Annotated in this window: 20 protein-coding genes and 1 riboswitch; of the genes, 18 read left to right on the top strand and 2 right to left on the bottom strand. The window is 62.7% G+C overall.

The window, feature by feature from the left end; genetic code table 11:
• Positions 1-118: 118 nt before the first annotated feature.
• From metK to metF, 4 genes are all read left to right on the top strand, one after another.
• Complete coding sequence (metK, locus tag OPV09_RS02990) at positions 119-1,285, top strand: methionine adenosyltransferase (protein WP_034783537.1); 1,167 nt, start codon at positions 119-121, stop codon at positions 1,283-1,285.
• Between the two features lie 123 nt (positions 1,286-1,408).
• A riboswitch (S-adenosyl-L-homocysteine riboswitch) is annotated at positions 1,409-1,477 on the top strand.
• A gap of 24 nt (positions 1,478-1,501) precedes the next feature.
• Positions 1,502-2,926 carry an adenosylhomocysteinase gene (ahcY, locus tag OPV09_RS02995; RefSeq protein WP_092713571.1) on the top strand — a complete coding sequence of 475 codons (1,425 nt, stop codon included), beginning with the start codon at positions 1,502-1,504 and terminating at the stop codon, positions 2,924-2,926.
• A gap of 188 nt (positions 2,927-3,114) precedes the next feature.
• Entirely contained in the window at positions 3,115-3,471 is a 357-nt protein-coding gene (locus OPV09_RS03000; RefSeq protein WP_034753082.1) for a phage holin family protein, read from the top strand.
• Positions 3,458-4,288: a methylenetetrahydrofolate reductase [NAD(P)H] gene (gene metF / locus OPV09_RS03005; protein ID WP_338680494.1), complete on the top strand. Its 831-nt coding sequence runs from the start codon at positions 3,458-3,460 to the stop codon at positions 4,286-4,288. The genes OPV09_RS03000 and metF overlap by 14 nt, the downstream gene beginning before the upstream one ends.
• A 14-nt stretch (positions 4,289-4,302) precedes the next feature.
• Here metF and OPV09_RS03010 read toward each other — a convergent pair whose 3' ends face one another.
• Positions 4,303-4,830, bottom strand: a complete 528-nt coding sequence (locus OPV09_RS03010) for a 5-formyltetrahydrofolate cyclo-ligase (protein ID WP_338680495.1) — start codon at positions 4,828-4,830, stop codon at positions 4,303-4,305.
• A gap of 104 nt (positions 4,831-4,934) precedes the next feature.
• Between OPV09_RS03010 and OPV09_RS03015 the strand changes: the two genes are divergently transcribed.
• Genes OPV09_RS03015 through OPV09_RS03030 form a run of 4 tightly spaced genes read left to right on the top strand, consistent with a single transcriptional unit; the run spans position 4,935 to position 9,487 of the window.
• Positions 4,935-6,923 (top strand): lytic transglycosylase domain-containing protein, encoded by a 1,989-nt coding sequence (locus OPV09_RS03015; protein WP_338680496.1) that lies wholly within the window; start codon positions 4,935-4,937, stop codon positions 6,921-6,923.
• Positions 6,924-6,935: 12 nt separating this feature from the next.
• Complete coding sequence (locus OPV09_RS03020; protein WP_058051110.1) at positions 6,936-7,652, top strand: glutathione S-transferase family protein; 717 nt, start codon at positions 6,936-6,938, stop codon at positions 7,650-7,652.
• Between the two features lie 12 nt (positions 7,653-7,664).
• Positions 7,665-8,777: a multifunctional CCA tRNA nucleotidyl transferase/2'3'-cyclic phosphodiesterase/2'nucleotidase/phosphatase gene (locus tag OPV09_RS03025; protein WP_338680497.1), complete on the top strand. Its 1,113-nt coding sequence runs from the start codon at positions 7,665-7,667 to the stop codon at positions 8,775-8,777.
• Positions 8,774-9,487 (top strand): GNAT family N-acetyltransferase, encoded by a 714-nt coding sequence (locus OPV09_RS03030; protein ID WP_338680498.1) that lies wholly within the window; start codon positions 8,774-8,776, stop codon positions 9,485-9,487. The genes OPV09_RS03025 and OPV09_RS03030 overlap by 4 nt, the downstream gene beginning before the upstream one ends.
• Here OPV09_RS03030 and OPV09_RS03035 read toward each other — a convergent pair.
• Complete coding sequence (locus tag OPV09_RS03035; protein WP_034753092.1) at positions 9,479-10,003, bottom strand: Lrp/AsnC family transcriptional regulator; 525 nt, start codon at positions 10,001-10,003, stop codon at positions 9,479-9,481. The genes OPV09_RS03030 and OPV09_RS03035 overlap by 9 nt on opposite strands.
• A 125-nt stretch (positions 10,004-10,128) precedes the next feature.
• Here OPV09_RS03035 and hppD point away from each other — a divergent pair, with 125 nt between their 5' ends.
• The 10 genes from hppD to OPV09_RS03085 all read left to right on the top strand — a co-directional run bounded on the left by hppD (position 10,129) and on the right by OPV09_RS03085 (position 25,603).
• Complete coding sequence (gene hppD, locus OPV09_RS03040) at positions 10,129-11,256, top strand: 4-hydroxyphenylpyruvate dioxygenase (RefSeq protein WP_338680500.1); 1,128 nt, start codon at positions 10,129-10,131, stop codon at positions 11,254-11,256.
• Positions 11,257-11,465: 209 nt separating this feature from the next.
• Positions 11,466-15,062, top strand: coding sequence for an indolepyruvate ferredoxin oxidoreductase family protein (locus tag OPV09_RS03045; RefSeq protein ID WP_070304537.1), 3,597 nt, complete (start codon positions 11,466-11,468; stop codon positions 15,060-15,062).
• A 123-nt stretch (positions 15,063-15,185) separates the two neighbouring features.
• Positions 15,186-16,691, top strand: a complete 1,506-nt coding sequence (locus OPV09_RS03050) for a S41 family peptidase (RefSeq protein ID WP_338680501.1) — start codon at positions 15,186-15,188, stop codon at positions 16,689-16,691.
• Positions 16,692-16,853: 162 nt separating this feature from the next.
• The gene (locus tag OPV09_RS03055) at positions 16,854-19,577 is read left to right on the top strand and encodes a TonB-dependent receptor plug domain-containing protein (protein WP_072455785.1); all 2,724 of its coding nucleotides are present in this window, start codon (positions 16,854-16,856) and stop codon (positions 19,575-19,577) included.
• Between the two features lie 127 nt (positions 19,578-19,704).
• Positions 19,705-21,525, top strand: coding sequence for a M14 family metallopeptidase (locus tag OPV09_RS03060; RefSeq protein WP_338680502.1), 1,821 nt, complete (start codon positions 19,705-19,707; stop codon positions 21,523-21,525).
• Between the two features lie 61 nt (positions 21,526-21,586).
• Entirely contained in the window at positions 21,587-22,732 is a 1,146-nt protein-coding gene (locus OPV09_RS03065; RefSeq protein ID WP_338680504.1) for an ankyrin repeat domain-containing protein, read from the top strand.
• A gap of 111 nt (positions 22,733-22,843) precedes the next feature.
• Complete coding sequence (locus OPV09_RS03070) at positions 22,844-23,971, top strand: MGDG synthase family glycosyltransferase (RefSeq protein ID WP_319992108.1); 1,128 nt, start codon at positions 22,844-22,846, stop codon at positions 23,969-23,971.
• An 8-nt stretch (positions 23,972-23,979) separates the two neighbouring features.
• The gene (locus OPV09_RS03075) at positions 23,980-24,450 is read left to right on the top strand and encodes a hypothetical protein (RefSeq protein WP_338680506.1); all 471 of its coding nucleotides are present in this window, start codon (positions 23,980-23,982) and stop codon (positions 24,448-24,450) included.
• A complete protein-coding gene (locus tag OPV09_RS03080) occupies positions 24,447-25,022 on the top strand; it encodes a dual specificity protein phosphatase family protein (RefSeq protein ID WP_034753105.1) in 576 nt (191 codons plus the stop codon). The genes OPV09_RS03075 and OPV09_RS03080 overlap by 4 nt, the downstream gene beginning before the upstream one ends.
• Positions 25,019-25,603, top strand: coding sequence for an SRPBCC family protein (locus OPV09_RS03085; protein ID WP_338680507.1), 585 nt, complete (start codon positions 25,019-25,021; stop codon positions 25,601-25,603). Before OPV09_RS03080 ends, OPV09_RS03085 begins: the two co-directional genes overlap by 4 nt.
• Positions 25,604-25,605: the final 2 nt, after the last annotated feature.

The following is a 25,605-nucleotide window of genomic DNA, read 5'->3' on the forward strand; positions in this document are numbered from 1 at the left end:
GCAGTAACCGCTGAGTTAATAGACAACTTGCGATGCGGAATATAAATCTCGCTAAAGCGTCGCAGGCAAAATCCTCTTTACTGCGACAGAACATTCACATAGTAAACAGGAGCTTGCAATGTCAAACGACTATCTCTTCACTTCCGAATCCGTTTCGGAAGGCCATCCCGACAAGGTTGCCGATCAAATTTCCGACGCCATCCTTGACGCCATCCTGACCCAGGATCCAGCCGCCCGCGTGGCGGCCGAAACCCTGTGCAACACGGGTCTGGTGGTGCTGGCTGGCGAGATCACCACTCACGCCAATGTGGATTATATTCAAGTTGCGCGCGAAACCATCAAACGCATCGGCTACGACAACACGGAATACGGCATCGACTACAAGGGTTGCGCCGTGCTGGTGGCCTATGACAAGCAGTCGCCCGACATCGCGCAAGGCGTTGATGAAGGCGCGGGCATTGATCTGGATCAAGGCGCTGGCGATCAGGGCCTGATGTTCGGCTACGCCTGCGATGAAACGGCCGAGCTGATGCCCGCCGCCATCCACTACGCACACCGCCTCGTCGAGCGCCAGTCGCAGCTGCGCAAGGATGGCCGTTTGCCATGGCTGCGTCCGGATGCGAAATCGCAAGTGACCCTGCGCTACGTCGATGGCCGCCCCGTTGGCGTGCACACTGTCGTGCTGTCGACCCAGCATGCGCCGGAAATCTCGCACAAGCAGATCGAAGAAGCCGTCATCGAAGAAATCATCAAGCCTATCCTGCCGCGCGAATGGCTGACGGAGACCAAATTCCTCGTCAACCCGACGGGCCGTTTCGTCATCGGCGGTCCGCAAGGCGATTGCGGTTTGACCGGCCGCAAGATCATCGTCGACACCTACGGTGGCGCAGCCCCGCACGGCGGCGGCGCGTTCTCGGGCAAGGACCCATCCAAAGTCGACCGTTCGGCAGCCTACGCGGCCCGTTACGTGGCGAAAAACATCGTCGCGGCCGGCCTGGCGCGCCAGTGCCAGGTGCAGGTCAGCTACGCCATCGGCGTGGCCAAGCCGATCAACATCACCGTCTACACGGAAGGCACGGGCGTGATTCCCGACGCGGAAATCGCCAAGCTGGTGCTGGCGCACTTCGATTTGCGTCCAAAAGGCATCGTGCAAATGCTCGACCTGCTGCGCCCGATCTACCAGAAGAGCGCCGCCTACGGCCATTTCGGCCGCGAAGAGCCGGAATTCACGTGGGAACGCACGGACAAGGTCGCCCTGCTGCGCGACGCTGCCGGCCTGAAGTAATCTAGTCAGACTTGCAAGAAAAGCGCCCCGGCCATCTGGTCGTGGGCGCTTTTTTTATGTGTTGTTACATGGCAATGTATGGCGAACAAGCTGGCGCGGCAGCCTTGACAATGTTAAAATCCCCCGTCCGAGGAGCGTTGCGACGAAGAAATTCGCCAGGCTCGGAATATCCTGCAACTGCGCTCACGTACCTTTTTCAACTGAAAGGAGGGCGTGATGAACGCCGTACTCAAATCGCAACACGACTACACCATCGCCGATATCACCTTGGCCGCATGGGGCGACAAAGAAATCAAGATTGCTGAAACGGAAATGCCTGGCCTGATGGCCATCCGCGAAGAATTCGCGGCAGCGCAGCCTCTGAAAGGCGCGCGCATCACCGGTTCCATCCACATGACCATCCAGACCGCCGTGCTGATCCAGACCTTGGAAGCACTGGGCGCGCAAGTGCGTTGGGCATCGTGCAACATTTACTCCACGCAAGATCACGCCGCTGCCGCCATCGCTGCCGCCGGCACGCCTGTGTTCGCCGTCAAGGGCGAGTCGCTCGACGACTACTGGGAATACACGCACCGCATCTTCGAATGGCCGAACGTGGACGGCAAGGCTGTCTACTCGAACATGATCCTCGACGATGGCGGCGATGCCACCCTGCTGCTGCACCTGGGCGTGCGCGCGGAAACCGACCTGTCGGTGCTGGCCAACCCCGGTTCGGACGAAGAAATCTGCCTGTTCAATTCGATCAAGAAGCACTTGCTGGCCGACCCGACCTGGTATTCGAAGCGTTTGCCGGAAATCCTCGGCGTGACGGAAGAAACGACGACCGGCGTGCACCGTCTGTATCAGATGCACAAGGAAGGCAAGCTGGCATTCCCTGCGATCAACGTGAACGATTCCGTCACGAAATCGAAATTCGACAACCTGTATGGCTGCCGCGAATCCCTGGTCGACGGCATCAAGCGCGCCACCGACGTAATGATCGCCGGTAAAGTGGCCGTTATCGCCGGTTACGGTGATGTCGGCAAGGGTTCGGCCCAAGCCATGCGCGCCCTGTCGGCGCAAGTATGGGTGACGGAAGTCGATCCGATCTGCGCACTGCAGGCGGCGATGGAAGGCTACCGCGTCGTGACCATGGATTACGCCTGCGAACACGGCGACATCTTTGTCACCTGCACGGGCAACTATCACATCCTCACGCACGATCACCTGACGCGCATGAAAGACCAGGCCATCGTCTGCAACATTGGTCACTTCGACAATGAAATCGACGTCGCTTCGCTGAAGCAATACGAGTGGGAAAACATCAAGCCGCAAGTCGACCACATCATCTTCCCGTCGGGCCGCCGCATCATCCTGCTGGCCGAAGGCCGCCTGGTCAACCTCGGTTGCGGCACGGGCCACCCGTCGTACGTGATGAGCTCGTCGTTCGCCAACCAGACGATCGCTCAGATCGAACTGTACGCGAACACGGCCAACTATCCGGTCGGCGTGTACACCCTGCCAAAACACCTGGACGAAAAAGTCGCCCGTTTGCAACTCAAAAAGTTGAATGCGCAGCTGACGGAACTGACGCAAGAGCAAGCCGACTACATTGGCGTGCGCACGGAAGGTCCTTATAAACCAGAGCACTACCGTTATTAAGATGGTTGCCTCATGAACCTACTGCGCGGCGCGGGGCGCGGCCGGCGATGCTCACTGTGCTAAAGCACAGCTGCGCTTCTCGGCCACGCCGCGCATCCGCTCGCTACGGTTCCTGAGGCAACAAGACTGATCGGTATATCTTTTGTGCCGGCTGTTGCCGGCCTGACTTTCTTTGACAGGCTAGAGAAATGCGCTTGCTACTGATTTGGTTTATCAATGCGGCAGCCCTGTTTGCCGTCCCCTACCTGATGCACTCGGTGACGATGAGCAGCGGCTGGACCGCGCTGCTGGCCGCTGCCGTGCTGGGGCTGGTCAATGCGCTGATCCGTCCTTTGCTGATCCTGCTGACCCTGCCCGTGACGTTCTTGTCGCTGGGCCTGTTCATTTTCATCATCAACGGCTTCATGTTCTGGCTGGTGGCGCAGGTGATCGATGGTTTCCATGTCGCCAGTTTCTGGTCGGCCGTGGGTGGTGCATTGCTGTACAGCGTCATTTCCTGGGCCCTGTCGACCTTACTTTTGAGTAATGACGATGGAAAAGCATAATTTCAGTATTGAGTTTTTCCCGCCGAAAACCCCGGAAGGGGCGGAAAAGCTGCGCGCCACGCGGGTCAAGTTGTCTGAATTGCACCCGAAGTATTTCTCGGTGACGTTTGGCGCTGGCGGCACCACGCAGCAGGGTACCCTGGACACCGTGCGCGAGATCCTGGCGGCCGGCGAACAGGCCGCACCGCATCTGTCGTGCGTCGGCGGTTCGCGCGAATCGATCCGCGCCGTACTGACCGACTTCAAGGCGGCCGGCGTGAAGCGTATCGTGGCTTTGCGCGGCGATTTGCCCAGCGGCTATGGCGCTTCGGGCGAGTTCCGCTACGCCAACGAGCTGGTGGAATTCATCCGCGCCGAGACGGGCGACCATTTCCATATCGAAGTGGCCGCCTATCCGGAAGTGCACCCGCAAGCCCGTTCGCCGCAGGACGACCTGAACGCGTTCGCGCGCAAGGTGCAGGCTGGCGCGAATGCGGCCATCACCCAGTACTTCTACAATGCCGACGCATATTTCCAGTTTGTCGAGCAGACACAGAAGATGGGCATCAACGTGCCCATCGTGGCCGGCATCATGCCGATCACGAACTACACGCAGCTGATGCGCTTTTCGGACATGTGCGGCGCGGAAATTCCACGCTGGGTGCGTCTGAAACTGGCCAGCTTCGGCGACGACAGCGCGTCCATCAAGGCCTTCGGCCTGGACGTGGTGACGGGCTTGTGCGAACGTTTGCTGGAAGGCGGGGCACCAGGCTTGCATTTCTATAGCATGAACCAGGCGGCGCCCACGACCGCACTGTGGCAGCGTTTGGTGAAATAAACCGTCCTGACTCGTCAGTACAGGTCGCCCTCGGTTACGATGTGATCGAGGGCGATGTCGTATTCGCCGTTGGGAAAGCTGGCCGCCAGGCAGGCATAGGCGATACCGAGCGTGCGCGGACGCGGCACGGCCGCCAGGGTGCGGTCGTAATAGCCGCCGCCATAGCCGAGCCGGTACCGTTGCTCATTAAAACCCAGGCAGGGCACGAGCAGGGTGGCGGGCGCCGGGCGCAGTCGCAGCCGGGCCGGCACGGCCACGCCCATGCCATCCTTGACCATGGGTTCGCCCGGCGTCCAGGCGGAAAAGGCCAGCGGCGCATGTTTTTCCAGCACCACGGGCAGACTGAGCGCCACGCCGCGCGCGGCCAGCTGCGCATACGCACCGTGCAAGTCCGGCTCGCCATGCAGGGGCCAGTACACGCCCAGTTCCTTGACGTTTTCCTGTGCGCACCAGTCCAGCAGGCGCTGCGCGATGGCCGCATCCCACGTTACTCGCGTGGCGTCGGGCAAGGCGCGCCGGGCCGCCAGCAAGGCTTTGCGCAAGCCGGCTTTTTCCTGTGGCGCAATGGGTGGCCGTGTAGCCGGATCGCATGTTATTCTAGGGTCGCTATTCATATCACCATCAAGTTAAGATTGAGAGTCGTACATTGATTTCCCCACTGAAATGGATTGCCGGCACGATGCTGTGTGTTGCATCGGCCTTGTCTCCCCTGGCCGCCCTGGCCCAGGTTTCCACTACCGTATCCCCTGCCGCCCCCGACACGCGCAGCGAGGACGATGCCTTCCTCTTGCTGCGCGACGCCGCGCGCAAGGATGACGTCGAAAAAGCCGACTTTTATGCGGGGCGCCTGACGAATTACCAGATTCCATCGTATGTTGACTATTATCGGCTGAAACCGCGCATCAAACTGCTGACCGAGGCGCAATTTCGCGATTACCTGAACCGCTACAAGGGCAGCGCCATCGCCGACCGTTTCCGCAACGACTGGCTGCTGGAACTGGGCCGCAAGCGCGACTGGGTCGTGTTCGATGAACAATACCCGCAATTCGCCCTCGACGACGACACCCAGCTCAAGTGCTACGCGCTGATGTCGCGCGCGGCCAAGGGCCAGAACGTGGCGGCCGAGGCGCGCAACCTGCTCGTCTCGCCGCCCGGCTATGGCGAAGCGTGCGGCAGCCTGATCGCGGCATTGGCGCAAAACGGCCAGTTCGACACGAACGACCTGTGGGCGCAGATCCGCCTGGCGGGCCAGACCAACGCCACAGGCCCGGCGCGCCGCATCGCGCTGCTGCTGGGCGCGTCCGACGCGAAGATGGCGCAAGCGATCGACTTGCCGGCGCTGGTGCTGGCCAAGGGCGCGGGTCTAAGTCGCGCCGACCACGAGATGTATCTGGTGGCTGTCGGCCGCATGGCGAAAAGCACCTTGAAGCTGGGCGTCGTCGCCCTGCAAAAGGCGAGTGCGCAGCTGACGCCGCAGGAACAGGCCATCGGCTGGGCCAGCCTGGCCCTGCAAGCGTCGTATTCGCTGGCGCCGGAAGCGTTCGAGTATTGGCAAAAAACCAATGGCGCGCCATTGACCCTGGAACAGATGCAGTGGAAGGCGCGTATCGCCTTGCGTGAAGGCAACTGGCCCGTGGTTAAGGCGTCCATCCAGGCCATGCCGGCGTCCTTGCGCGCCGATCCTACCTGGGTCTACTGGCTGGCGCGCGCGCAGCAGGCGGAAACGCCGGGCCGCCAGAACGCGCAGGCGGACGCCCTGTACCGCACGATTGCCGATCAATCGAATTTCTATGGCTTGCTGGCCAATGAAGAGCTGGGCAACCACCTGGTGCTGCCGCCGCCTGGCCAGCCCATCACGCCGGCGGAAATCGCCGCCATGGCCGCCAATCCGGGTTTGCAGCGCGCCTTGAAATTTTTCAACATGCGCTTGCGCTTCGAAGGCACGCGCGAGTGGAACTGGGAATTGCGTTCGATGACGGACCGCCAGCATCTGGCGGCTGCGGAATTTGCGCGCCAGAACAATGTGCTCGACCGCATGGTCAACACCTCGGACCGCACGCGCCTGGAAGTGGACTATACGCAGCGTTATCCGACACCGCACGACGACGTCATGCATCCGGCCACGCAAACCCTGGGTCTCGACAAAGCGTGGGTGTACGGCCTGATCCGCCAGGAATCGCGCTTCATCATGGATGCGCAGTCGCACGTGGGCGCATCCGGCCTGATGCAGGTGATGCCGTCGACGGCCCGTTATGTGGCCAAGAAGATCGGTTTGACGGATTTCGTCACGGAAACCTTGAGCGATGTGCGCACCAACGTCTTGCTGGGCACGAATTACCTGAATATGGTGCTTGGCGGCCTGGACGGTTCGCAAGTGCTGGCCAGTGCCGCCTACAACGCGGGGCCGGGGCGCTTGCGCATCTGGCGCGCCACCATGACGCGTCCGCTGGAAGGCGCCGTCTTTGCCGAGATCATTCCGTACACGGAAACGCGCGGCTACGTGAAAAACGTGATGGCCAACGCCACCTATTACGCGGCCCTGTTCGAGAAGAGCCCGCAATCGCTGAAAGCGCGCCTGGGTACCGTCGGCCCAAAAAACAGCGCCATCGCGGCCGACTTGCCATCATCCAACTAAAGATAGCCGACCATGCAAACGACCATCCTTGATCCCAGCCTGACGCAAACCCTGGCCGCCGCGCGCGAGCCAGGTTTGACCCTCATCATCGGCAACAAGAATTATTCATCGTGGTCGATGCGCCCGTGGGTGGCCATGACGGCGTTCGGCATTCCATTCCAGGAAGTGCGCGTGCTGCTCGACCAGAGCGACACGGCCACCAAAATTGCCGAGTATTCGGCCTGCGGCCGGGTTCCCGTGCTGCTGGCGGGCGAGATCACGATCTGGGACAGCCTGGCCATCTGCGAATACCTGGCCGAGCAGTTCCCTGACAAACACATGTGGCCGCAAGACGTGGCCGCGCGCGCCATGGCGCGCTGTGTCTGCGCGGAAATGCATTCCGGCTTCACGGGCTTGCGCACGGACATGTCGATGAATATCAAGGCCAAGTTGCCGGGACGTGGCCGCACGGCTGCCGCGCAGGCGGACATCGGCCGCATCAGCGAAATATGGGAAGAGTGTTTATCGCGCTTTGGCCACCACCAGTTCCTGTTCGGCGACTTTTCCATCGCCGATGCGTATTTCGCGCCCGTCGTCATGCGTTTCCGCACGTATGGCGTGAGCCTGGCGCCGGCGCTGAACGCGTATTGCGAGCGCGTGCAGGCGCACCCGGCCGTGGCCCGCTGGATCGCGGAAGCGCTGGCGGAAACGGAAACGGCGCCCAAGCACGATGCGGAACTGCCTGATTAAGAAAAGAATGTGATGAAGATATACACGGTCGGTGGCGCGGTGCGCGACCAACTGCTGGGCTTGCCCGTGAAAGACCACGACCACGTCGTCGTCGGCGCCACGCCGGAAGACATGCTGCGCCAGGGCTTCCGGCCCGTGGGCAAGGATTTTCCCGTCTTCCTGCACCCGAAGACGCAGGAAGAATACGCGCTGGCCCGCACGGAACGCAAGACTGCCCCCGGCTACCGGGGCTTTGTCTTCCACACGGCGCCCGACGTCACCCTGGAAGATGACCTGGTGCGCCGTGATCTGACCATCAACGCCATCGCCCAGGCCGAGGACGGCACCCTGACCGACCCGTTCGGCGGCATTGACGATATTCAAAACAAAGTGTTTCGCCACGTCTCCGACGCGTTTGGCGAAGATCCCGTGCGCATCTTGCGCCTGGCCCGCTTTGCCGCCCGTTTCGATACTTTTACGGTGGCGCCCGCCACCATGGAACTGATGCGCCGGATGGTGGGCGATGGCGAAGTCGACGCCCTGGTGGCCGAGCGCGTGTGGCAGGAAGTGGCGAAAGGGTTGATGGAAGCGCGGCCGTCGCGCATGCTGACGGTGTTGCACGAGTGCGGCGCCCTGGCGCGCATCCTGCCGGAATTGGCAACCAACGACCATCTGCTGCGCGTGATCGACAGGGCGGCGGGCGCGGGCCACGCACTGTGCGTGCGCTTTGCCGTGCTGATGCTGGCCGTGCCGCTTGAGCAGATCAATGCGCTCAGCGAGCGCCTGCGCGTGCCCAACGATTGCCGCGAGCTGGCCGTGATGGCGGCGCGCGAGCAGGCTGCCGTTGCCGGTGCGCTGGCCTTGAGCGCCGAGGAACTGGTGCGCTTGTGCGAACGCTGCGACGGACTGCGCAAGCCGCAGCGCTTCGTGCAGATGCTGGACGCCATCGCCTGCGACGTGCAGGCCCAGAATCCGGCGTTCCCGCAGTCCGCCTGGCTGCAAGCCATGCTGGCGGCCGTGCGCGGCGTCGATGCGGGCGCGCTGGCACAAGCTTGCGCGCACGAACCGAAGCGCATTCCCGAGCTCATCCATGCGGCGCGGGTCGAAGCCGTCACGAACGCGATCAGCGGCACGGAGCTGCCATGACCCTGCCCAAATTGTTCCAGAGCCCGTTTCGCCGCTGGCTCAGCCGCAGCGGCGGCGGGCGTCCGACCGTGCTCGTCAAGCAATTGCATGAGCGCGACCGGCGCCGCATGATGAAGCATTTCCTGAATCTGGAGAAAAGCGACCGCCTGCTGCGCTTCGGCAGCGCCTTGCCCGATGAGCTCGTCGCCCAGTACGTGCAAAAGATGGATTTCTCGCGCGACATGGTCTACGGCGTCTACAACAGCCTGTTCAAGCTGGTGGGCGTGGGGCATCTGGCGTTCGCGCCGAAGGACACGTCGCCGGCGAAAAGCGTCGTGACGGACAAGGAGCAGGTGGCCGAGTTTGGCGTGTCCGTATCGAAATCCATGCGCGGCATGGGGGTCGGGTCAAAACTGTTCGAGCGGGCGGCGATCCACTGCCGCAACAACGATGTCGATACCCTGTACATGCATTGTTTGTCGTCAAACAAGACGATGATGCATATCGCCAAGAAGGCGGGCATGGAAATCCAGCGCGACTATGGCGAAGCCGATGCATATCTGAAACTGTTGCCGCCGAACCCGAGCAGCATGCTGCAGGAAGCCGTGCAGGAGCAGTTCGCCATGTTCGACTACACGTTCAAGGCGAATGCGCGCGCCGCGTTCAAATTGTGGGACCGCTTGCCAGGGCGCAAGAAGAAGCCCGGGCCGCCGTCACCGCCGTCACAATAAGGGCAGGGCCGTCGTATCCTTGATGCGCTGCAAGGCAAAGCTCGACTTCACGTCCAGCACGGCCGGGTGGCGCAGCAGGGTCGCCATCATGAAGCGCGAAAAGTGCTCCATGTCTTCCACGTGCACGCGCAGCAGGTAATCCATTTCGCCCGTCATCGCATAGCAGGCCACCACTTCCGGCCATTGCGCCACCGCCACGGCGAAGTCGGCGCGCGGCGACGTGTTCGTCACCAGATTCGGCGCCAGCACTCTTGCCGTGCTGTGCGCGGTGGCGTCGCTGTGCTTTTCCAGCCGCACGTTGACATAAGCCAATAGCCCCAGGCCGATCTTTTCCGGGTCCAGCAAGGCCACGTACTGGCGGATCACGCCCGCTTCTTCCAGCCGTTTGACGCGGCGCAAGCATGGCGACGGCGACAGGCTGACTTGCTCGGCCACGTCCTGATTCGACAGGCGGCCATCGGCCTGCAGGACGGCGAGGATCTTGCGGTCCGTTTTATCCAGCGTAATTTTGCTCATGCTTCCTCCGGTGGTTCGTGTTTCACGCAATATTATTGCGCAAATCATGGATGTTCGGGAGATCTTTGGCATTTAATGCCCGTGACCCACGCCTATACTGTGCGCTACTTCTTGGAGGAGACATCATGCAATTTCAGCCTTGGGATAACCCGATGGGTACCGATGGTTTCGAGTTCGTCGAGTATGCAGCACCAGACCCAAAAGCATTGGGCAAGCTGTTCGAGAACATGGGATTCACGGCCATCGCGCGCCACCGCCACAAGGATGTGACCCTGTACCGTCAGGGCGACATCAATTTCATCATCAATGCCGAACAAGATTCGTTCGCGCAGCGTTTTGCCCGCCATCACGGCCCGTCCGTGTGCGCCATCGCCATCCGTGTCGATGACGCTGCTTTCGTGTACCGCCGCGCGCTGGAACTGGGCGCCTGGGGTTTCGACAATAAAACGGGCCCGATGGAACTGAATATCCCCGCCATCAAGGGCGTGGGCGATTCCCTGCTGTATTTCGTCGACCGCTGGCGCGGCAAGGGCGCCGACAAGCCGGACGCGGCCGCACCAGGCGGCATCGGCGACATCAGCATCTATGACGTCGACTTCGTCGCCATTCCCGGCGCCGTTGCCAACCCGGTCGGCCATGGCCTGACCTATATCGACCACCTGACGCACAATGTGCACCGTGGCCGCATGAAGGAATGGGCCGGTTTCTATGAAAACCTGTTCAACTTCCGCGAAGTGCGCTACTTCGACATCGAAGGCAAGCATACTGGTCTGAAGTCGAAAGCCATGACTTCGCCGTGCGGCAAGATCCGCATCCCGATCAATGAATCGTCGGACGACAAGTCGCAGATCGCCGAATACCTGGATCAGTACCACGGCGAAGGCATCCAGCATATCGCGCTGGGTACCGATGATATCTATGGCTCCGTGCAAGGCATGCGCGATACGGGTATCGATTTCCAGGATACGATTGAAACGTACTATGAGCTGGTCAACCGCCGCCTGCCGAACCATGGTGAGCAGCTGGAAGAACTGCGCCGTCTGCGCATCCTGATCGATGGCCACAGCACGGAAAACGAACGCGAACTGCTGCTGCAAATCTTCACGCAGACGGTGATCGGCCCGATCTTCTTCGAGATCATCCAGCGCAAGGGCGACCAGGGCTTTGGCGAAGGCAATTTCCGCGCCCTGTTCGAATCGATCGAGCTGGACCAGATCAAGCGCGGCGTGTTGAAAGATACGAGCGCGGCGTAAGCTGGTGGTGCCCGCAAAAAGAAGCACTAAAAAGCAGCAAAAGGTACGAACGCAGGAGTGCAGTGCAGCAAAAGAACTGCGCGCCTTCCTGTGGTAGTCTACGACAAACAAGTCATTTTTCCGCACCGGCATTGCCCACAAAGCGCGGCCGGTACGTGTGAGTTCAACCGACTTTGCACGCGTAGCACAGAGAATAATGGAGACAAGTAATGAATGCACCAATCAAGGGCTCGAGTCTTGAGCCGGGCGCGCACGCGTCCGAGATTTCCCTGAACGACAAATACACGCTCGAGCGTGGCCGCGCCTTCATGACGGGCACGCAAGCGCTGATCCGCCTGCCCATGCTGCAGCGCGAGCGCGACCTGAAGGCTGGCCTGAATACGGCCGGTTACATCACTGGTTACCGCGGTTCGCCTGTGACGTCCGTCGACATGACGGCGATCAAGGCCAAAAAATATCTCGATGAACACCACGTCAAATTCCACCCGGGCCTGAACGAAGACCTGGCCGCCACGGCCGTCTGGGGCACGCAGCAAACGAATCTGTTCGAAGACGCGAAATACGATGGCGTGTTCGGCATGTGGTACGGCAAGGGCCCCGGCGTCGACCGCTGCGGCGATGTGTTCAAGCACGCGAATAACGCCGGTTCCGCCAAGCACGGCGGCGTGCTGGTGCTGGCCGGCGACGATCATGCGGCCAAATCCTCGTCCACGGCGCACCAGTCCGACCATATCCTGAACGCATGCGGCATCCCCGTGCTGTATCCGTCGTCGGTGCAGGAATACATCGACTACGGCTTGCATGCGTGGGCCATGAGCCGCTACACGGGCTTGTGGGTCTCGATGAAATGCGTGACCGACATCATCGAGTCGGGCGCCGCCGTCGATTTCGACCCGGACCGCGTGCAGATCACCTTGCCGACCGACTTCGAGATGCCGGCCGGCGGCTTGAACATCCGCTGGCCCGACACGGTGCTGGAACAAGAAGTGCGCATGAACAGCTACAAATGGTATGCGGCGCTGGCGTATGCGCGTGCCAACAAGCTCAATAAGATCATCTGGGACAGTCCGAAGGCGCGCATCGGCATCATCACGGCCGGCAAATCGTACCTGGACACGCGCCAGGCGCTGGCCGACCTCGGCATCGACGAGCAGACGGCGTCCGACATCGGCATCCGCCTGTACAAGATCGGCATGACCTGGCCGCTGGAAGCCGATGGCGTGCACGAATTCGCCAAGGGCCTCGATGAAATCCTCGTGGTGGAAGAAAAGCGGCAAATCCTCGAATACGCGCTGAAGGAAGAACTGTACAACCTGAAGGATGGCGAGCGTCCGCGCGTGGTCGGCAAGTTCGACGATACGGGCGAATGGAGCAACCAGAAGGGTACCGGCCACGGCGACTGGCTGCTGCCGGCTACGTATGAGCTGAACCCGGCCATGATCGCCCGCGCCATTGCCAGCCGCATTTCGCGCTACTACGCGGGCCACCCCGTCGAGCAGCGCGTGAAGGAACGCATCGCCTACCTGGAAGCCAAAGAGAATGTGCTCAAAGCGATCAGCGTGAAACCCGATCCGCAGAAGGACCGCACGCCGTTCTTCTGCTCCGGCTGCCCGCACAACAGCTCGACCAAGGTGCCGGAAGGCTCGCGCGCGCTGGCCGGCATCGGCTGCCACTACATGGTGCTATGGATGGACCGCGAAACGTCGACGTTTACCCACATGGGCGCCGAAGGCGTCACGTGGGTGGGACAGGCGCCGTTCACGAATGAAAAGCACGTGTTTACCAACCTCGGCGACGGCACATATTTCCACTCGGGTATCCTGGCCATCCGCGCTGCCGTCTCGGCCAAGGTGAACATCACGTATAAAATTCTGTTCAACGATGCGGTGGCCATGACGGGCGGCCAGGAATTCGACGGTCCATTATCTCCGGCCATCATTTCGCGCCAGATCGCCGCCGAAGGCGTTGGCCCCATCATCGTCGTCACCGACGAACCGGAAAAATACCCGGACGATTATGCCTGGGCGGAAGGCGTCACCGTGCGCCACCGTTCGGAACTGATGGACGTGCAGCGTGAACTGCGCGACATGCCCGGCGTGTCGGCCATGATCTACGACCAGACCTGCGCCTCGGAAAAACGCCGCCGCCGGAAACGCAATGAATACCCGGACCCGGCCAAGCGCGCCGTCATCAACGAAGCCGTCTGCGAAGGCTGCGGCGACTGTTCCGTGCAATCGAACTGCCTGTCGGTGGAACCGCTGGAAACGGAACTGGGGCGCAAGCGCCAGATCAACCAGTCGTCCTGCAACAAGGATTTCTCGTGCACGACGGGTTTCTGCCCCAGTTTCGTGACGGTGGAAGGCGGCGGCCTGAAAAAGCCGAAGAAGGCGGCTGCCGCCGACAAGGATGCGCCAGCCGCGCCGGCCTTGCCGACACCGCAGATTCCTTCGACGGCCGAGCCGTTCGGCATCCTGGTCACCGGCATCGGCGGCACGGGCGTCGTCACCGTCGGCCAGATCCTGGCCATGGCGGCGCACGTGGAAGGCAAGGGCTGTTCCGTGCTGGACATGAGCGGCCTGGCGCAAAAGGGCGGCCCTGTCATGTCGCACGTGCGCCTGGCGGACCGCCAGGAAGATATCCACTCGACGCGCGTCGGCACGGGTGCGGCTGACCTGGTGATCGGCTGCGACCTGATCGTCACGGCCAGCCGCGACGCCCTGTCGCGCATGGGAGAGGGCCGCAGCTGGGCCATGATCAACTCGACCAGCTCGTCGACGGCCGCGTTCGTGAAGAACCCGGACTGGCAATTCCCGGGCGCTTCGGCGCGCATGGAAATCGAAAAGGCCTGCGGCAGCGACCATGTGGACTTCATCGACGCGGGCCAGATCGCCACGGCGCTGATGGGCGACTCGATCGCCACGAACATGTTCATGCTCGGCTACGCCTGGCAAAAGGGCAAAGTGCCGCTGTCGGAAGCTGCCATCATGAAGGCCATCGATTTGAACAACGTCTCGGTGGCGTTCAACAAGGCGGCCTTCAACTGGGGCCGCGCCGGTGCGCATGACGCGGCCAGCCTGGTGCGCATGACAACACCGGCGAAAGTGGTGGAATTCAAGCGCATCGACACGCTCGACGACTTGATCGAAAAGCGCGTGGCCCTGCTGACGGCTTACCAGGACCGCGCGTATGCGCAGCAGTACATCGATTTCGTCGGCCAGGTGCGCGCCGCCGAAAGCGCCCTGAATGGCCCGCACCTGCGCCTGACGGAAGCCGTGGCCCGCTACTTCTACAAGCTGATGGCTTACAAGGACGAGTACGAAGTGGCGCGCCTGTACACGGACGGCGCCTTCCAGGCAAAGATCGCGTCCATGTTCGAAGGCGACATCAAGCTCAAGTTCCACCTGGCGCCGCCCATCATGGCGAAAACGGATGCCCAGGGCCATCTGGTGAAGAAGGAATTCGGCCCGTGGATGATGAAGGCGTTCGGCGTGCTGGCCAAGTTCAAGGGCTTGCGCGGCACGGCGTTTGACATCTTCGGCCACACGGCCGAGCGCAAGATGGAGCGCGCGCTGATTCTTGAATACCGCGCGACGGTGGGCGGCTTGCTGCCGAAACTGACGACGGCCAAGCTGGCGCAAGCCGTGGCCATCGCCAGCATACCGGAAGACATCCGCGGCTATGGCCACGTGAAGGAGCGTCATTTGAAGGCGGCGAAAGAGAAGGAAGCGAGTCTGCTGATCGCCTTCAACGCGCCGACGCCGCTGCCGCCCGTCGTGGCAGCACCTGTGGCGGCCACCGTGGCGTAACGGTTTGCGCATGATCTTGTAGCAATGGCGCCTGCGGGCGCCATTTTTTTGTGTCAAAGAAAACAACGCTTGCTGGCAAAACGCATTATAATTTTTCGATAATTTCTTCTTGGAAAGTTTCTCATGCATTCCCTGCGCCTGCGTTGCCTCGTTGTTTCCCTCGGATTCGTGTTGAGTGCCTGCGGCGGCGGTGGAGGAGGCGGCAGCAGCGACAGCGCGCCCGTCGTGCCGCCCTTGACGCCAACCGGGCCGACGGCGCTGGTCGCTTCCTCCACGGTGGCGAACCGTTGCGAGGCACCGCGCAGCGGCAGCAGCATCGACAAGCCGGGCACCTTGCTCGATGAGCAGACGTGGGTGCGCAGCTGGATCGATGAAACGTATCTGTGGTACCGCGAAGTGCCGACCACCTACCTGCCGCAAAGCTTTGCCACGGCGAAGGCGTATTTCGATGTGCTCAAGACAACAGCCACGACGGCGTCCGGCAAGCCGAAGGACCAGTTCCATTTCACGTATACGACGGCCGAATGGGAAGCCTCGCTCAATGGCGTCGAATTGGGCTACGGCATGCTGCTGGCGCTGACGCGCACCACTCCGCCGCGCAAGGCCGTGGTCACGATCGTCGAGCCAGGCTCGCCGGCGGCACTGGCGGGCTTGCGGCGCGGCGATGCGCTGCAAACCGTCGATGGCGTCGATTTCGTCAATGCCCCCGACACTGCCAGCGTGGGTATCATCAACGCGGGCCTGTTCCCTTCGGCGCAAGGCACGCACACGCTGGCGTTCAGCCGCAATGGCGCGCCCATCTCCGCGAGCCTGCAGGCGGTGGATGTCAGCACGAGTTCCGTGCAAAACGAGCGCATCATCGACACGCCCACGGGCAAGGTGGGCTACCTGACCTTCAACACCCACAACAACGTGTCCGAGCGCCAGCTGGCCGAAACCATGGGCCGCTTCCAGGCGGCCGGCATCAGCGACCTGGTGCTCGACGTGCGCTACAACGGCGGCGGCTACCTCGATGTCGCCAGCGAGCTCGCCTACATGATTGCCGGCCCGCAAGTCACCACCGGCAAGACCTTCGAGCAGGTGCTGGCCAATGACAAGACGCGGCCGGCGGCGCCCGTGCCATTCCATGCGCAAAGCCTGGGCTTTGCCGGGCCGAACCCTCTGCCCAAGGGCACGCCGCTGCCCTCGCTGGGCCTCAAGCGCGTGACCTTGCTGACGACGGGCAATACCTGCTCGGCCAGCGAAGCCATCATCAACGGCTTGCGCGGCGTGGACGTGCAGGTCAACCTGATCGGCGGCACGACGTGCGGCAAGCCCTACGGTTTCTATCCCACGCCCAATTGCGGCACCACGTATTTCGCCGTGCAGTTCCAGGGCGTCAACGCCAAGGGCTTTGGCGACTTCGCCGATGGGATGGCGCCGACCTGCGACGTGGCCGACGATTACCGGAACCCGCTGGGCGACCCTGCCGAAGGCATGCTGGCGGCGGCGCTGCGTTACCGCAGCAGCGGCAGCTGTAGCCCGGCCACGGGCGCGACCAGGCTGTTGAGTTCGATGGAGAACCCGGCCGACACGGCCACGCGGCTGCTGCGTCCGGCCTACAAGGAAATTGCTGTCTTGAAACGCTAAAGTCCCATTGTGCCCCCCTTCCTGGGTGAAGGAAGGGGGGCTTTCTGCTCAAAAATCTTTCTATATAACAATTTTGATATATAGAAAGATGAATCCATTCGTTCTGCAATTACTGGCATTTTGATATCTTTCGCCTTCTCCCTAACCTTGAGAAGCGCAAAGATGCCTATACAATTCAAGTTACCACCGCTCACCGTCGCCGTACTGGCCATCCTGGGCGGTTCCGCATGGCAGGCGCACGCGCAAACGCAAGCGCCCGCAGCGGATCAGCAGCCGGCGGCCACCCCGCCAGCCGTCGTGGTCACCGGTTCGCGCATTCCCCGCGCCAGCCTGGAAGGACCATCGTCCGTCACCATCCTGACGGGCGATGAAATCACCAAGCAAGGGTACAAGAATGTCTTCGATGCGCTGACCAACCAGGTACAGAACAGCGGCTTTACGCAAGGCGAGGACTTCGGCAATACGTTCACGCCTTCGGCCAATACCATCAGCCTGCGCGGCCTGGGCCCGAACCACACCTTGATCCTGCTTAATGGCCGCCGCCTGGCCGACTTCCCCGTCGCCTACGAAGGCACGGTCAACTTCACCAATCTGGCGAATATCCCGTCGAGCATAGTCGACCGCATCGAGATCCTCAACGGCGGCGCCTCGGCCATCTATGGTTCCGACGCCATCGCCGGCGTGGTCAACGTGATCCTGAAAAAGCAGACGGAAGGTTTCGATATCAACGTCAAGGCGGGCGGCACCACGCGTGGCGGCGCCGGCAATCAGCGCGTGCAGCTGACGGGCGGCGGCAATTTCGACAAGCTGCATACCTTGTTCAGCGTGGAGCTGAGCCAGCGCGATCCGCTGTCGAGCCTGCAGCGCGACTTCATGGCCACGCGCTCGGGCACGCCGACGAATATCGCCTCGCGCCGCGTGGTACAGGCGGGCACCTCCGGCAGCTACGTGGACCTGGGCGACACCTGCAACCAGTTCGGCGACCTGTTCGGCGGCAGCGTCGTCAAGTACCAGGCGAAGAACGGCAGCTATTGCGCCAGCCCGAAAGTCGGCCCCACCTATTGGACCACGCAAACCAAGAACCGCAGCCAGAACGTGTTCGGCAGCGCCAACTATGAGCTGTCGCCGGAAACGACCCTGTTCGCCGACTTCCTGATCGGCAAGAACTCGACCGAGAACAATACGCGTGGTCCGACGTGGACGTCGTCGTCGACGGGTAGCAGCTATTTCCGCAACCAGAATACGAACCGCTACGAAGCGTGGACGCGCTATATCTCGCCCGAGGAAATGGGCGGCGTGGAGCGCTACAACCGCAAGTGGGACGACCTGGCCACCGCCATCTCGCTGGGCGCCAAGGGCCGCATTCCCGGCACGTCGTCGTGGCAGTATGAAGCCAACTACAACGCTTCGGTGTACAAGAGCGAAAGCCACACGCCGCGCGCGCTGGCCAATATCGACAGCTTCTTCCTGGGGCCGAAACTGGGCACCGACACTGCTGGCGTGCCGATCTACGCACCGGACCCGGCGCGCCTGTCGCGCCGCCTGACGGCGGCCGAATTCGACAGCATCACGGGCAATTCCGACAGCGACGACAAGGCATGGACGAACACCCTGAGCCTGGCCACGAATGGCGACCTGTTCCAGCTGCCCGCTGGCGTGGCGAAGATCGCCACCATCGCCGAATTGGGCAAGCAGGGCTTCAGCAATGTGCCCGATGCGCGCCTGAACGACGGCTACTTCAACGTCGCCACCAAATCCGATATCACGGCCGGAACGCGTACCCGCTATGCGCTGGGTGCCGAGATCAACCTGCCGCTGCACGAGAAGCTGACCGGTACCCTGGCTGGCCGCTATGACCGCTACAACTTTGCCGGCCGCAGCGATGGCAAGTTCACCTACAACGGCGGCCTGGAACTGCGTCCCGCGCCGGAGCTGCTGTTCCGCGCCAATTACGCCACCAGCTTCCGTGCGCCGGACATGAACTATATCTACAAGGCGCGCGGCACCGGTTACTACTCGAGCACCACCGATTACTACCGCTGCGGCGCTGCCGGACAGGCCATCGAGGACTGCGACTACGCGAATAAATCGCCGGGCGCCGACTATGTGCAGAACGGCAGCAAGGATCTGCAGTCGGAGAAGGGCAAGTCCTTCGGCGTGGGCGCCGTCTGGTCGCCAAGTTCGAATTTCGACGTCTCCGTCGATTACTGGAACATCAAGATCGACGACCTGGTGACGAATTTGAGCGCCGACAAGATACTGCGCGACGAAGCCGATTGCCGCCTGGGCAAGCTCGACATCAACTCGCCTACCTGCGCCGATACCCTGGGCCGCGTCGAGCGTTTCGCGGCCAATGCCCTGAACCGCGCCGGCGAGATCAAGACCATCACCGTCAATCCGATCAATGCGGCCAAGCAAAGCAGCAGCGGCATCGACGTCAGCGTCAAGTATTTGCTGCGCACGGCGGATTATGGCCGCTTTGCCTTCAAGGCCAATTACGCCAAGGTGCTGAGCAATAAATCGCAGCAATTTGTCGGCGACGAAGAAATCGACGAGCTCAAATCGCTGAACAATACGGATTGGCGCGACAAGCTGAACCTGAGCGTCAACTGGGCTGCGGGCGACTGGTCGAACACTTTGCTGGTCAGCCGCTACAGCAAGATACCGAACGCCGCCGGCACCGGCTACCTGACGCCGACGGCGCTGGCCAATATCAGCACCGTGTACCGCATCAACGATCGCGCCACCTTGTCGCTGATCGTCAACAACGTGTTCGACAAGATCAAGCGCGACGACAGCGGCGGCTGGCCGTACTACCCGGTGGGCAGCTACAGCCCGCAGGGACGCCAGGGCTGGGTAGAATTCAACTACCACTTTGGCTCATAATCCACGCTTACCAGAGCAAGGCCGGAGCAGCTGACGCTGTTCCGGCTTTTTTATTTTCCGCTGCAGTTTTACACGCGCCACCACCCCTATAATTGCCCGCTTGTTCTCTCTCGATGGAGTTTGACCCATGCTACGCCACGCCCTGCTGTCCGCCGCCTTGTTGTCCACATTTGCCTTGCCTGCGTATGCCGCCTCGCCGTTGACCACGGTGGCCGAACGCTCGGGCTTTTTGCATACGGGCCGCTATGCGGAAGTGGAAGCCTTGTGCCGCCAGTTCCAATCGCGCTATCCGAAGCAGGTGCGCTGCGTGGAGTTCGGCCGTACGCCGGAAAACCGCCCCATGCTGGCGCTGGCCGTCTCGAATACGGGCGCCCTGACGCCGGCCGAAGCGGCGCGCCGCAAGCTGCCCGTGCTGCTGATACAGGGCGGCATCCATGCGGGCGAAATCGATGGCAAGGATGCGGGTTTCCTCGCGTTGCGCGAAGTATTGGAGGGCAAGGCGGCACCCGGCGCGCTCGACAAGCAGGTGCTGCTGTTCGTGCCCGTGTTTAACGTCGATGGCCACGAGCGCTTCGGCCAGTGGAATCGGCCGAACCAGCGCGGCCCCGTGGAAATGGGCTGGCGCAGCACGGCGCAAAACTATAATCTGAACCGCGAATACATGAAGGCCGATACGCCCGAGATGCAGCACATGCTGGCGCTGGTGAACGCCTGGGATCCGCTGGCCTATGTCGACCTGCACGTCACCGACGGCGCCCAGTTCGAACCCGATATCTCGATCCAGGTCGAACCCGTGCATGCGGGCGATGCGGCCCTGCGCGCGGCCGGCACGGCGCTGCGCGATCAGGTCCTGGCCGACCTGGCCAAGCAGGGCTCGGATCCGAAACCGTTCTATATTTCGTTTGCCGAGAACGACAATCCCCAATCGGGTTTTGTCGATTCGGCGCCAAATCCGCGCTTCTCGCATGGCTATTTCCAGCTGCGCAACCGTTTCGGCATGCTGGTGGAAACCCATTCGTGGAAGGATTACCCGACCCGCGTGCGCATCACGCGCAACACCATCGTTTCGCTGCTGTCGCAAGTGGCGCAGCATGGCGCGCAGTGGCGGCAAACGGCGCTCGAGGCGGACGTGCGCGCCGCGCAGCTGGCCGGCACGACCTTGCCGCTCACGTATAAAACGACGGACAAGAGCCGCATGATCGCGTTTCGCGGCTACGCCTACACGCGCACGCCATCCGAAGTGTCGGGTGCGCTGATGACGCGCTACGACGAAACCACGCCGCAGATCTGGAACGTGCCGCTGCGCGACGAGATCGTGCCCGACCTGCAGCAGGCAGCGCCCAAGGCCGGCTACCTGGTGCCCGCCGCGCAGGCAGCCATGGTGGCGGCCAAGCTGCGCCAGCATGGCGTGTCGTACCAGGTATTAGCTACCGCGCCGGGCAGGCTGCCGGTCGAGACCTTCCGCGCCACGGCTGTGAAATTCGGCGCGCAGTCGTTCGAGGGACGCCAGACTGCGGCCGTGCAGGGCGAGTGGCAGAAAGAGGAGCGCGTGGTTGGCGCCGGTGACCTGTACGTGCCCGTCGGCCAGGCCAAGGCGCGCCTGGTCGTCGCCCTGCTCGAGCCGCGCGCGCCCGATTCCCTGCTGGCCTGGGGCAGTTTCAATACGGCCTTCGAGCGCAAGGAATACATGGAAGAATACGTGGCCGAAGACGTGGCGCGCGCGCAACTGGCGGCCGACCCGGCGCTGGCGGCGCAGTTCCATCAGAAGCTGGCCAGCGATCCCGCGTTTGCCAAGAACCCGGCCGCGCGCCTGGAATTCTTCGCCCGCCGCCATGCTTCCTGGGATGAGCGCCTGAACCTGTATCCGGTGCTGCGCACGGATGCCGCGCCTGCCGGCCTGGCATCGCCGCCTGCGCGCACACCGAAGTTGTCAAATCGCGCAGATTAATCGAAAGAAAATGCTATTCTCCGCTCGATGATGGCGCCGCCACCACGAGCAGGGAACATGCATGGTCAACAAGACACTCTTTAACCAGCACCGCGAGGCGTTTTTTCGCCTCTGTGACGCCGTCGGCGAGAATCAGGTGGAACAGGTGCGCAGCATGCTCGAGGCCACGCCGCTGCTGTTGACCTTGCGCCGCTATAACATGGATGACGGCGAATCGCTGCTGCACCTGGCCGCGGCCGGCGGCAGCCGCGAGGTCTGCGCGCTGCTCGTGTCGCTGGGCATGGACGTCGACCTGCCCCTGCCCGGTTACCGCAACCTGACGCCGCTGGACGCGGCGGCAAGCCATGGCCACCTCGCTACCTGCCGCTGGCTGCTCGAGCAGGGCGCTGCCGTCGATGGCTTGCCGGACAATATACTGTCGCCGCTGGACAGCGCCTGCGTTGGCGGCCATGAGGACGTGGTCGCATTGCTGCTGCAGCGGGGCGCCAATCCGAACCGCCTGCATACGCGCTGGAACCAGGCGCCGGTCGATATCGCCACCGGCTGGGGCTTTCCCGCGATCGCCCAATTGCTGGCCTCCGCCGGCGGCGTCAGCATACTCGACGTGCCGCAGCAGGCGGCCGCGTCGCCGCAGGAAGCGATCCGCACCTTCATGCACAACAGCGCCGGCTGGGTGCTGCCGGCCGTGTTCAGTCCGGACAGCGGCGACGCGCGCTTTTCGCTGGGGATCAGCTGCATCGGCGGCAAGCGCGATTTCAAGCTGCTGTTTACCACCGGCCTGTTCCGGCAATCGCCGATGACCGAACTGGCCATCTGCCTGCCGGCCCGCTGGCCGCTGACCGTGCACGGCTTCGCCGAGCACAGCCCGTGGCGCTTTCCCGTGGCGCTGCTGGCGCGCCTGGGACGGCGCACGCTCGACCAGGCCAGCCTGGCCGTGGGCGAGCTGCTGCGGCGCGACGATCCGTACCTGGCGGACCTGGCCTGGCCGGACGGCGTCGATGCGCTGCTGGCCATCGACAAGCGCTGGAACCCCGAGCCGGAGGAAGACGACATTGCCGACGATGACAAGGTCACCATTTATCTGCTGGTGCCGGTGGCGTTCACCAAAAAAGGAGCGCCCGGCGCCAGCGCCTTGCATGCCTTGATCGAGCGCAAGCTCAAAGGCAGCTGGAAAGTGTCGGCCTTGCCCATCCCCGTGATTGGCTAGCGCCGGCCTGCACGCGCGCATGGCCAGATCAAGCCGCACCGCTTGCAGCAATGTTATCCTGCCAATAAATTTTCCGCGTCCGCGCCAACCCGTTTCACGCATCGGTTCTCCATGACAAAAAAAATTCTTCTCCTGAGCGTCTCGGCCGGCGCCGGCCACATGCGCGCGGCGCAAGCCATCGAGGCGTATGCGGCGCGCGATGGCGGTGGCGGCCCTGCGGCGCTGGCCCTGCATCTGGACGTGATGGATTTCGTCACGCCCGCCTTCCGCAAGCTGTACACGGATTTCTATATCAAGCTGGTCAACAAGGCGCCCGCGCTGTGGGGCTATCTGTACCACGCCACCCACGACGCGCCGCGCGACAGCTCGATGCAGCGCTTGCGCCGCGCCGTCGAGCGCCTCAACACGCGCGCGCTGATGACGCAGATCGCCGCCTTCCAGCCCGACGCCATCATCTGCACGCATTTCCTGCCGGCCGAACTGCTGTCGCGCGCCCTGCGCCAGCACCAGCTGGCTTGCCCCGTGTGGGTGCAGGTCACGGATTTCGACTTGCACCGCATGTGGGTGCACGAGCAGATGGAAGGTTATTTCGCCGCCACCGACGAAGTGGCGTTCCGCATGCGCCACGAAGGCATTCCCGCCGAGCGCATCCACGTGACGGGCATTCCCATCATGCCCGCGTTCGCGCAGCTGCCCGAGCGCGTACAGTGCGCGCAGGCGTTTGGTCTGGACCCTAGGCGCACGACGATTTTGCTGATGGGCGGCGGGGCGGGGCTGGGCAGCCTGGAAACGGTTGCCGCGCGCCTGCTGGCCTTGCCAGGCGACTTCCAGCTGATCGTACTGGCGGGGAAAAACGCCGCCGCGCTGGCGGCGCTGCAGGCGCTGGCCGGCCAATATCCGGGGCGCCTGCTGGCGCAAGGCTTTACCAGCGAAGTCGAGCGCCTGATGGCGTGCGCCGACCTGGTGATCACCAAGCCGGGCGGCCTGACCACGTCCGAATGCCTGGCGCTGGGCTTGCCCATGATCGTCAACTCGCCGATTCCCGGCCAGGAAGAGCGCAATGCCGACTATCTGCTGGAGCAGGGCGTGGCCCTGAAGGCATTCGACGCCGTCACCCTGGAATACCGCGTGCGCCTGTTGCTCGACCATCCCGAGCAGCTGCAAGCCATGCGCGCGAAAGCGCTGGCCCTGGGCCGTCCGCGCGCCGCCCTGGAGGTACTGGCGCAGGTGCTGGCTTGACGGGCGCCGTGGCAAAACCCTGGCAGATCGCCCTGACCCTGGCCTGGGTGGCCTTGCTGGGATTATTTTTCGCGCAGGTGGAAATCCAGATCGAAGGGGCGGCCGGCTGGGCCGCGAACTTGCCCACCTGGCGTATCGAAAGCCATTGGCTACTCGATATCTTCTGGGGCGGGCGGCCGATGACCGGCTACCATGCCTGGGTCTTTCCCTTCATCGCCCTGTTCTTCCATTTCCCCATGATCTTCCTGGCGCAATGGTCGCTGCGGCTCGAATGCCGCGCCATCGGCTGCATCATGCTGTTCTGGATCATTGAGGATTATCTGTGGTTCGTGCTCAATCCCGCCTATGGCGTGGCGCACTTCAACCCGGCCCATATCGCCTGGCACAAGCACTGGCTGTGGTGGGCGCCGACCGACTACTGGGTGTCGCTGCTGCTGGCCAGCGTACTGCTGTGGTTTTCATACAAGAGGAAGTCATGACCTTGCCGTATCTCCTGCTGTTGTCCCTGGCCCTGGCGGCCGGTTCCGCCGGCGCGCAGGCGCCCTTGCCGCCCGAGCGCAATACCGAGTGGGCCACGCCGCTGCCGCAGGTGTCGAACCTGCACCAGGTCACTCCCGTTCTGTACCGCAGCGCCAAGCTCGATAGCAGCGACGTGGCCCAGCTGCAGGCGCTGGGCGTGAAGACGGTGATCAGCCTGCGCTCCTTCCACTCCGATACGCAGGTGCTCGAAGGCAGCGGCATCCGCGCCGTGCGCATTCCCATCAATACCTGGGCCATCCGCGACAAGCACGTGGTCGAGACCATGCGCAGTATCCGCGCCGCAGAGCAGCAGGGACCCGTGCTGCTGCATTGCCTGCACGGCGCCGACCGCACGGGCATGATGGCCGCCATGTACCGCATGCTGTACCAGGGCTGGCCGCGCGAGAAGGCGATCGACGAGCTGAAAAACGGCGGTTACGGCTACCACGCCGTGTGGAAAAATATCGAAAGCTACCTCAAACGCGTCGACGTGGCGGCACTGCGCGCGCAGATCGAGCAGGAAAAACCATGAAGACCTTGCTGTTCGCCCTGGCCGCCTGCTGCGCCTGTTATCCGCTGGCCACCCTGGCGGCCGCGCCGGCGCTCGAGGTGCGCGACGTCAGCAAGGTTGGCATGCCCGGCAAGACCTTTGCCGCCGCGACCAGCATGCCGGCCAGCGTGTCTACCGTCTGCGCGGCCATCCAGGATTTCGCCGCCTATCCGCAGTTCATGCCCAACGTGGACAAGATCAAGGTGACGGCCGCCGGCGGCGGCGCCTCGCTGGTCGACGTCACGCTCAAGCTGCCGATGGGGAAAATCAAGCAGTACCGCCTGAAGATGACGCCCAAGGTGCTCGACGCCAGCTGCAGCCTGGCCTGGAAGCTGGTGCCGATGGAGGGCCTGAAGGTGGAAGACACCATCGCTGACACCAGCGGCTACTGGCAGCTGTCGCCGGATCCGTTTGACGCGGGCGGTGCCGCCGTCAAATACCAGGTGTACACGGATCCGGGCCCGGTACCGATGGGCCTGGGCTGGATCGTCGACAGCATGAGCCGTGACAGCATCCCGAAAATGTTCGACGCCCTGCGGGCACGGGTGGCTGCGCGCAAATAGCC

This window comes from Janthinobacterium sp. TB1-E2, assembly GCF_036885605.1.
Classification (GTDB): Bacteria; Pseudomonadota; Gammaproteobacteria; order Burkholderiales; family Burkholderiaceae_D; genus Janthinobacterium; species Janthinobacterium aestuarii.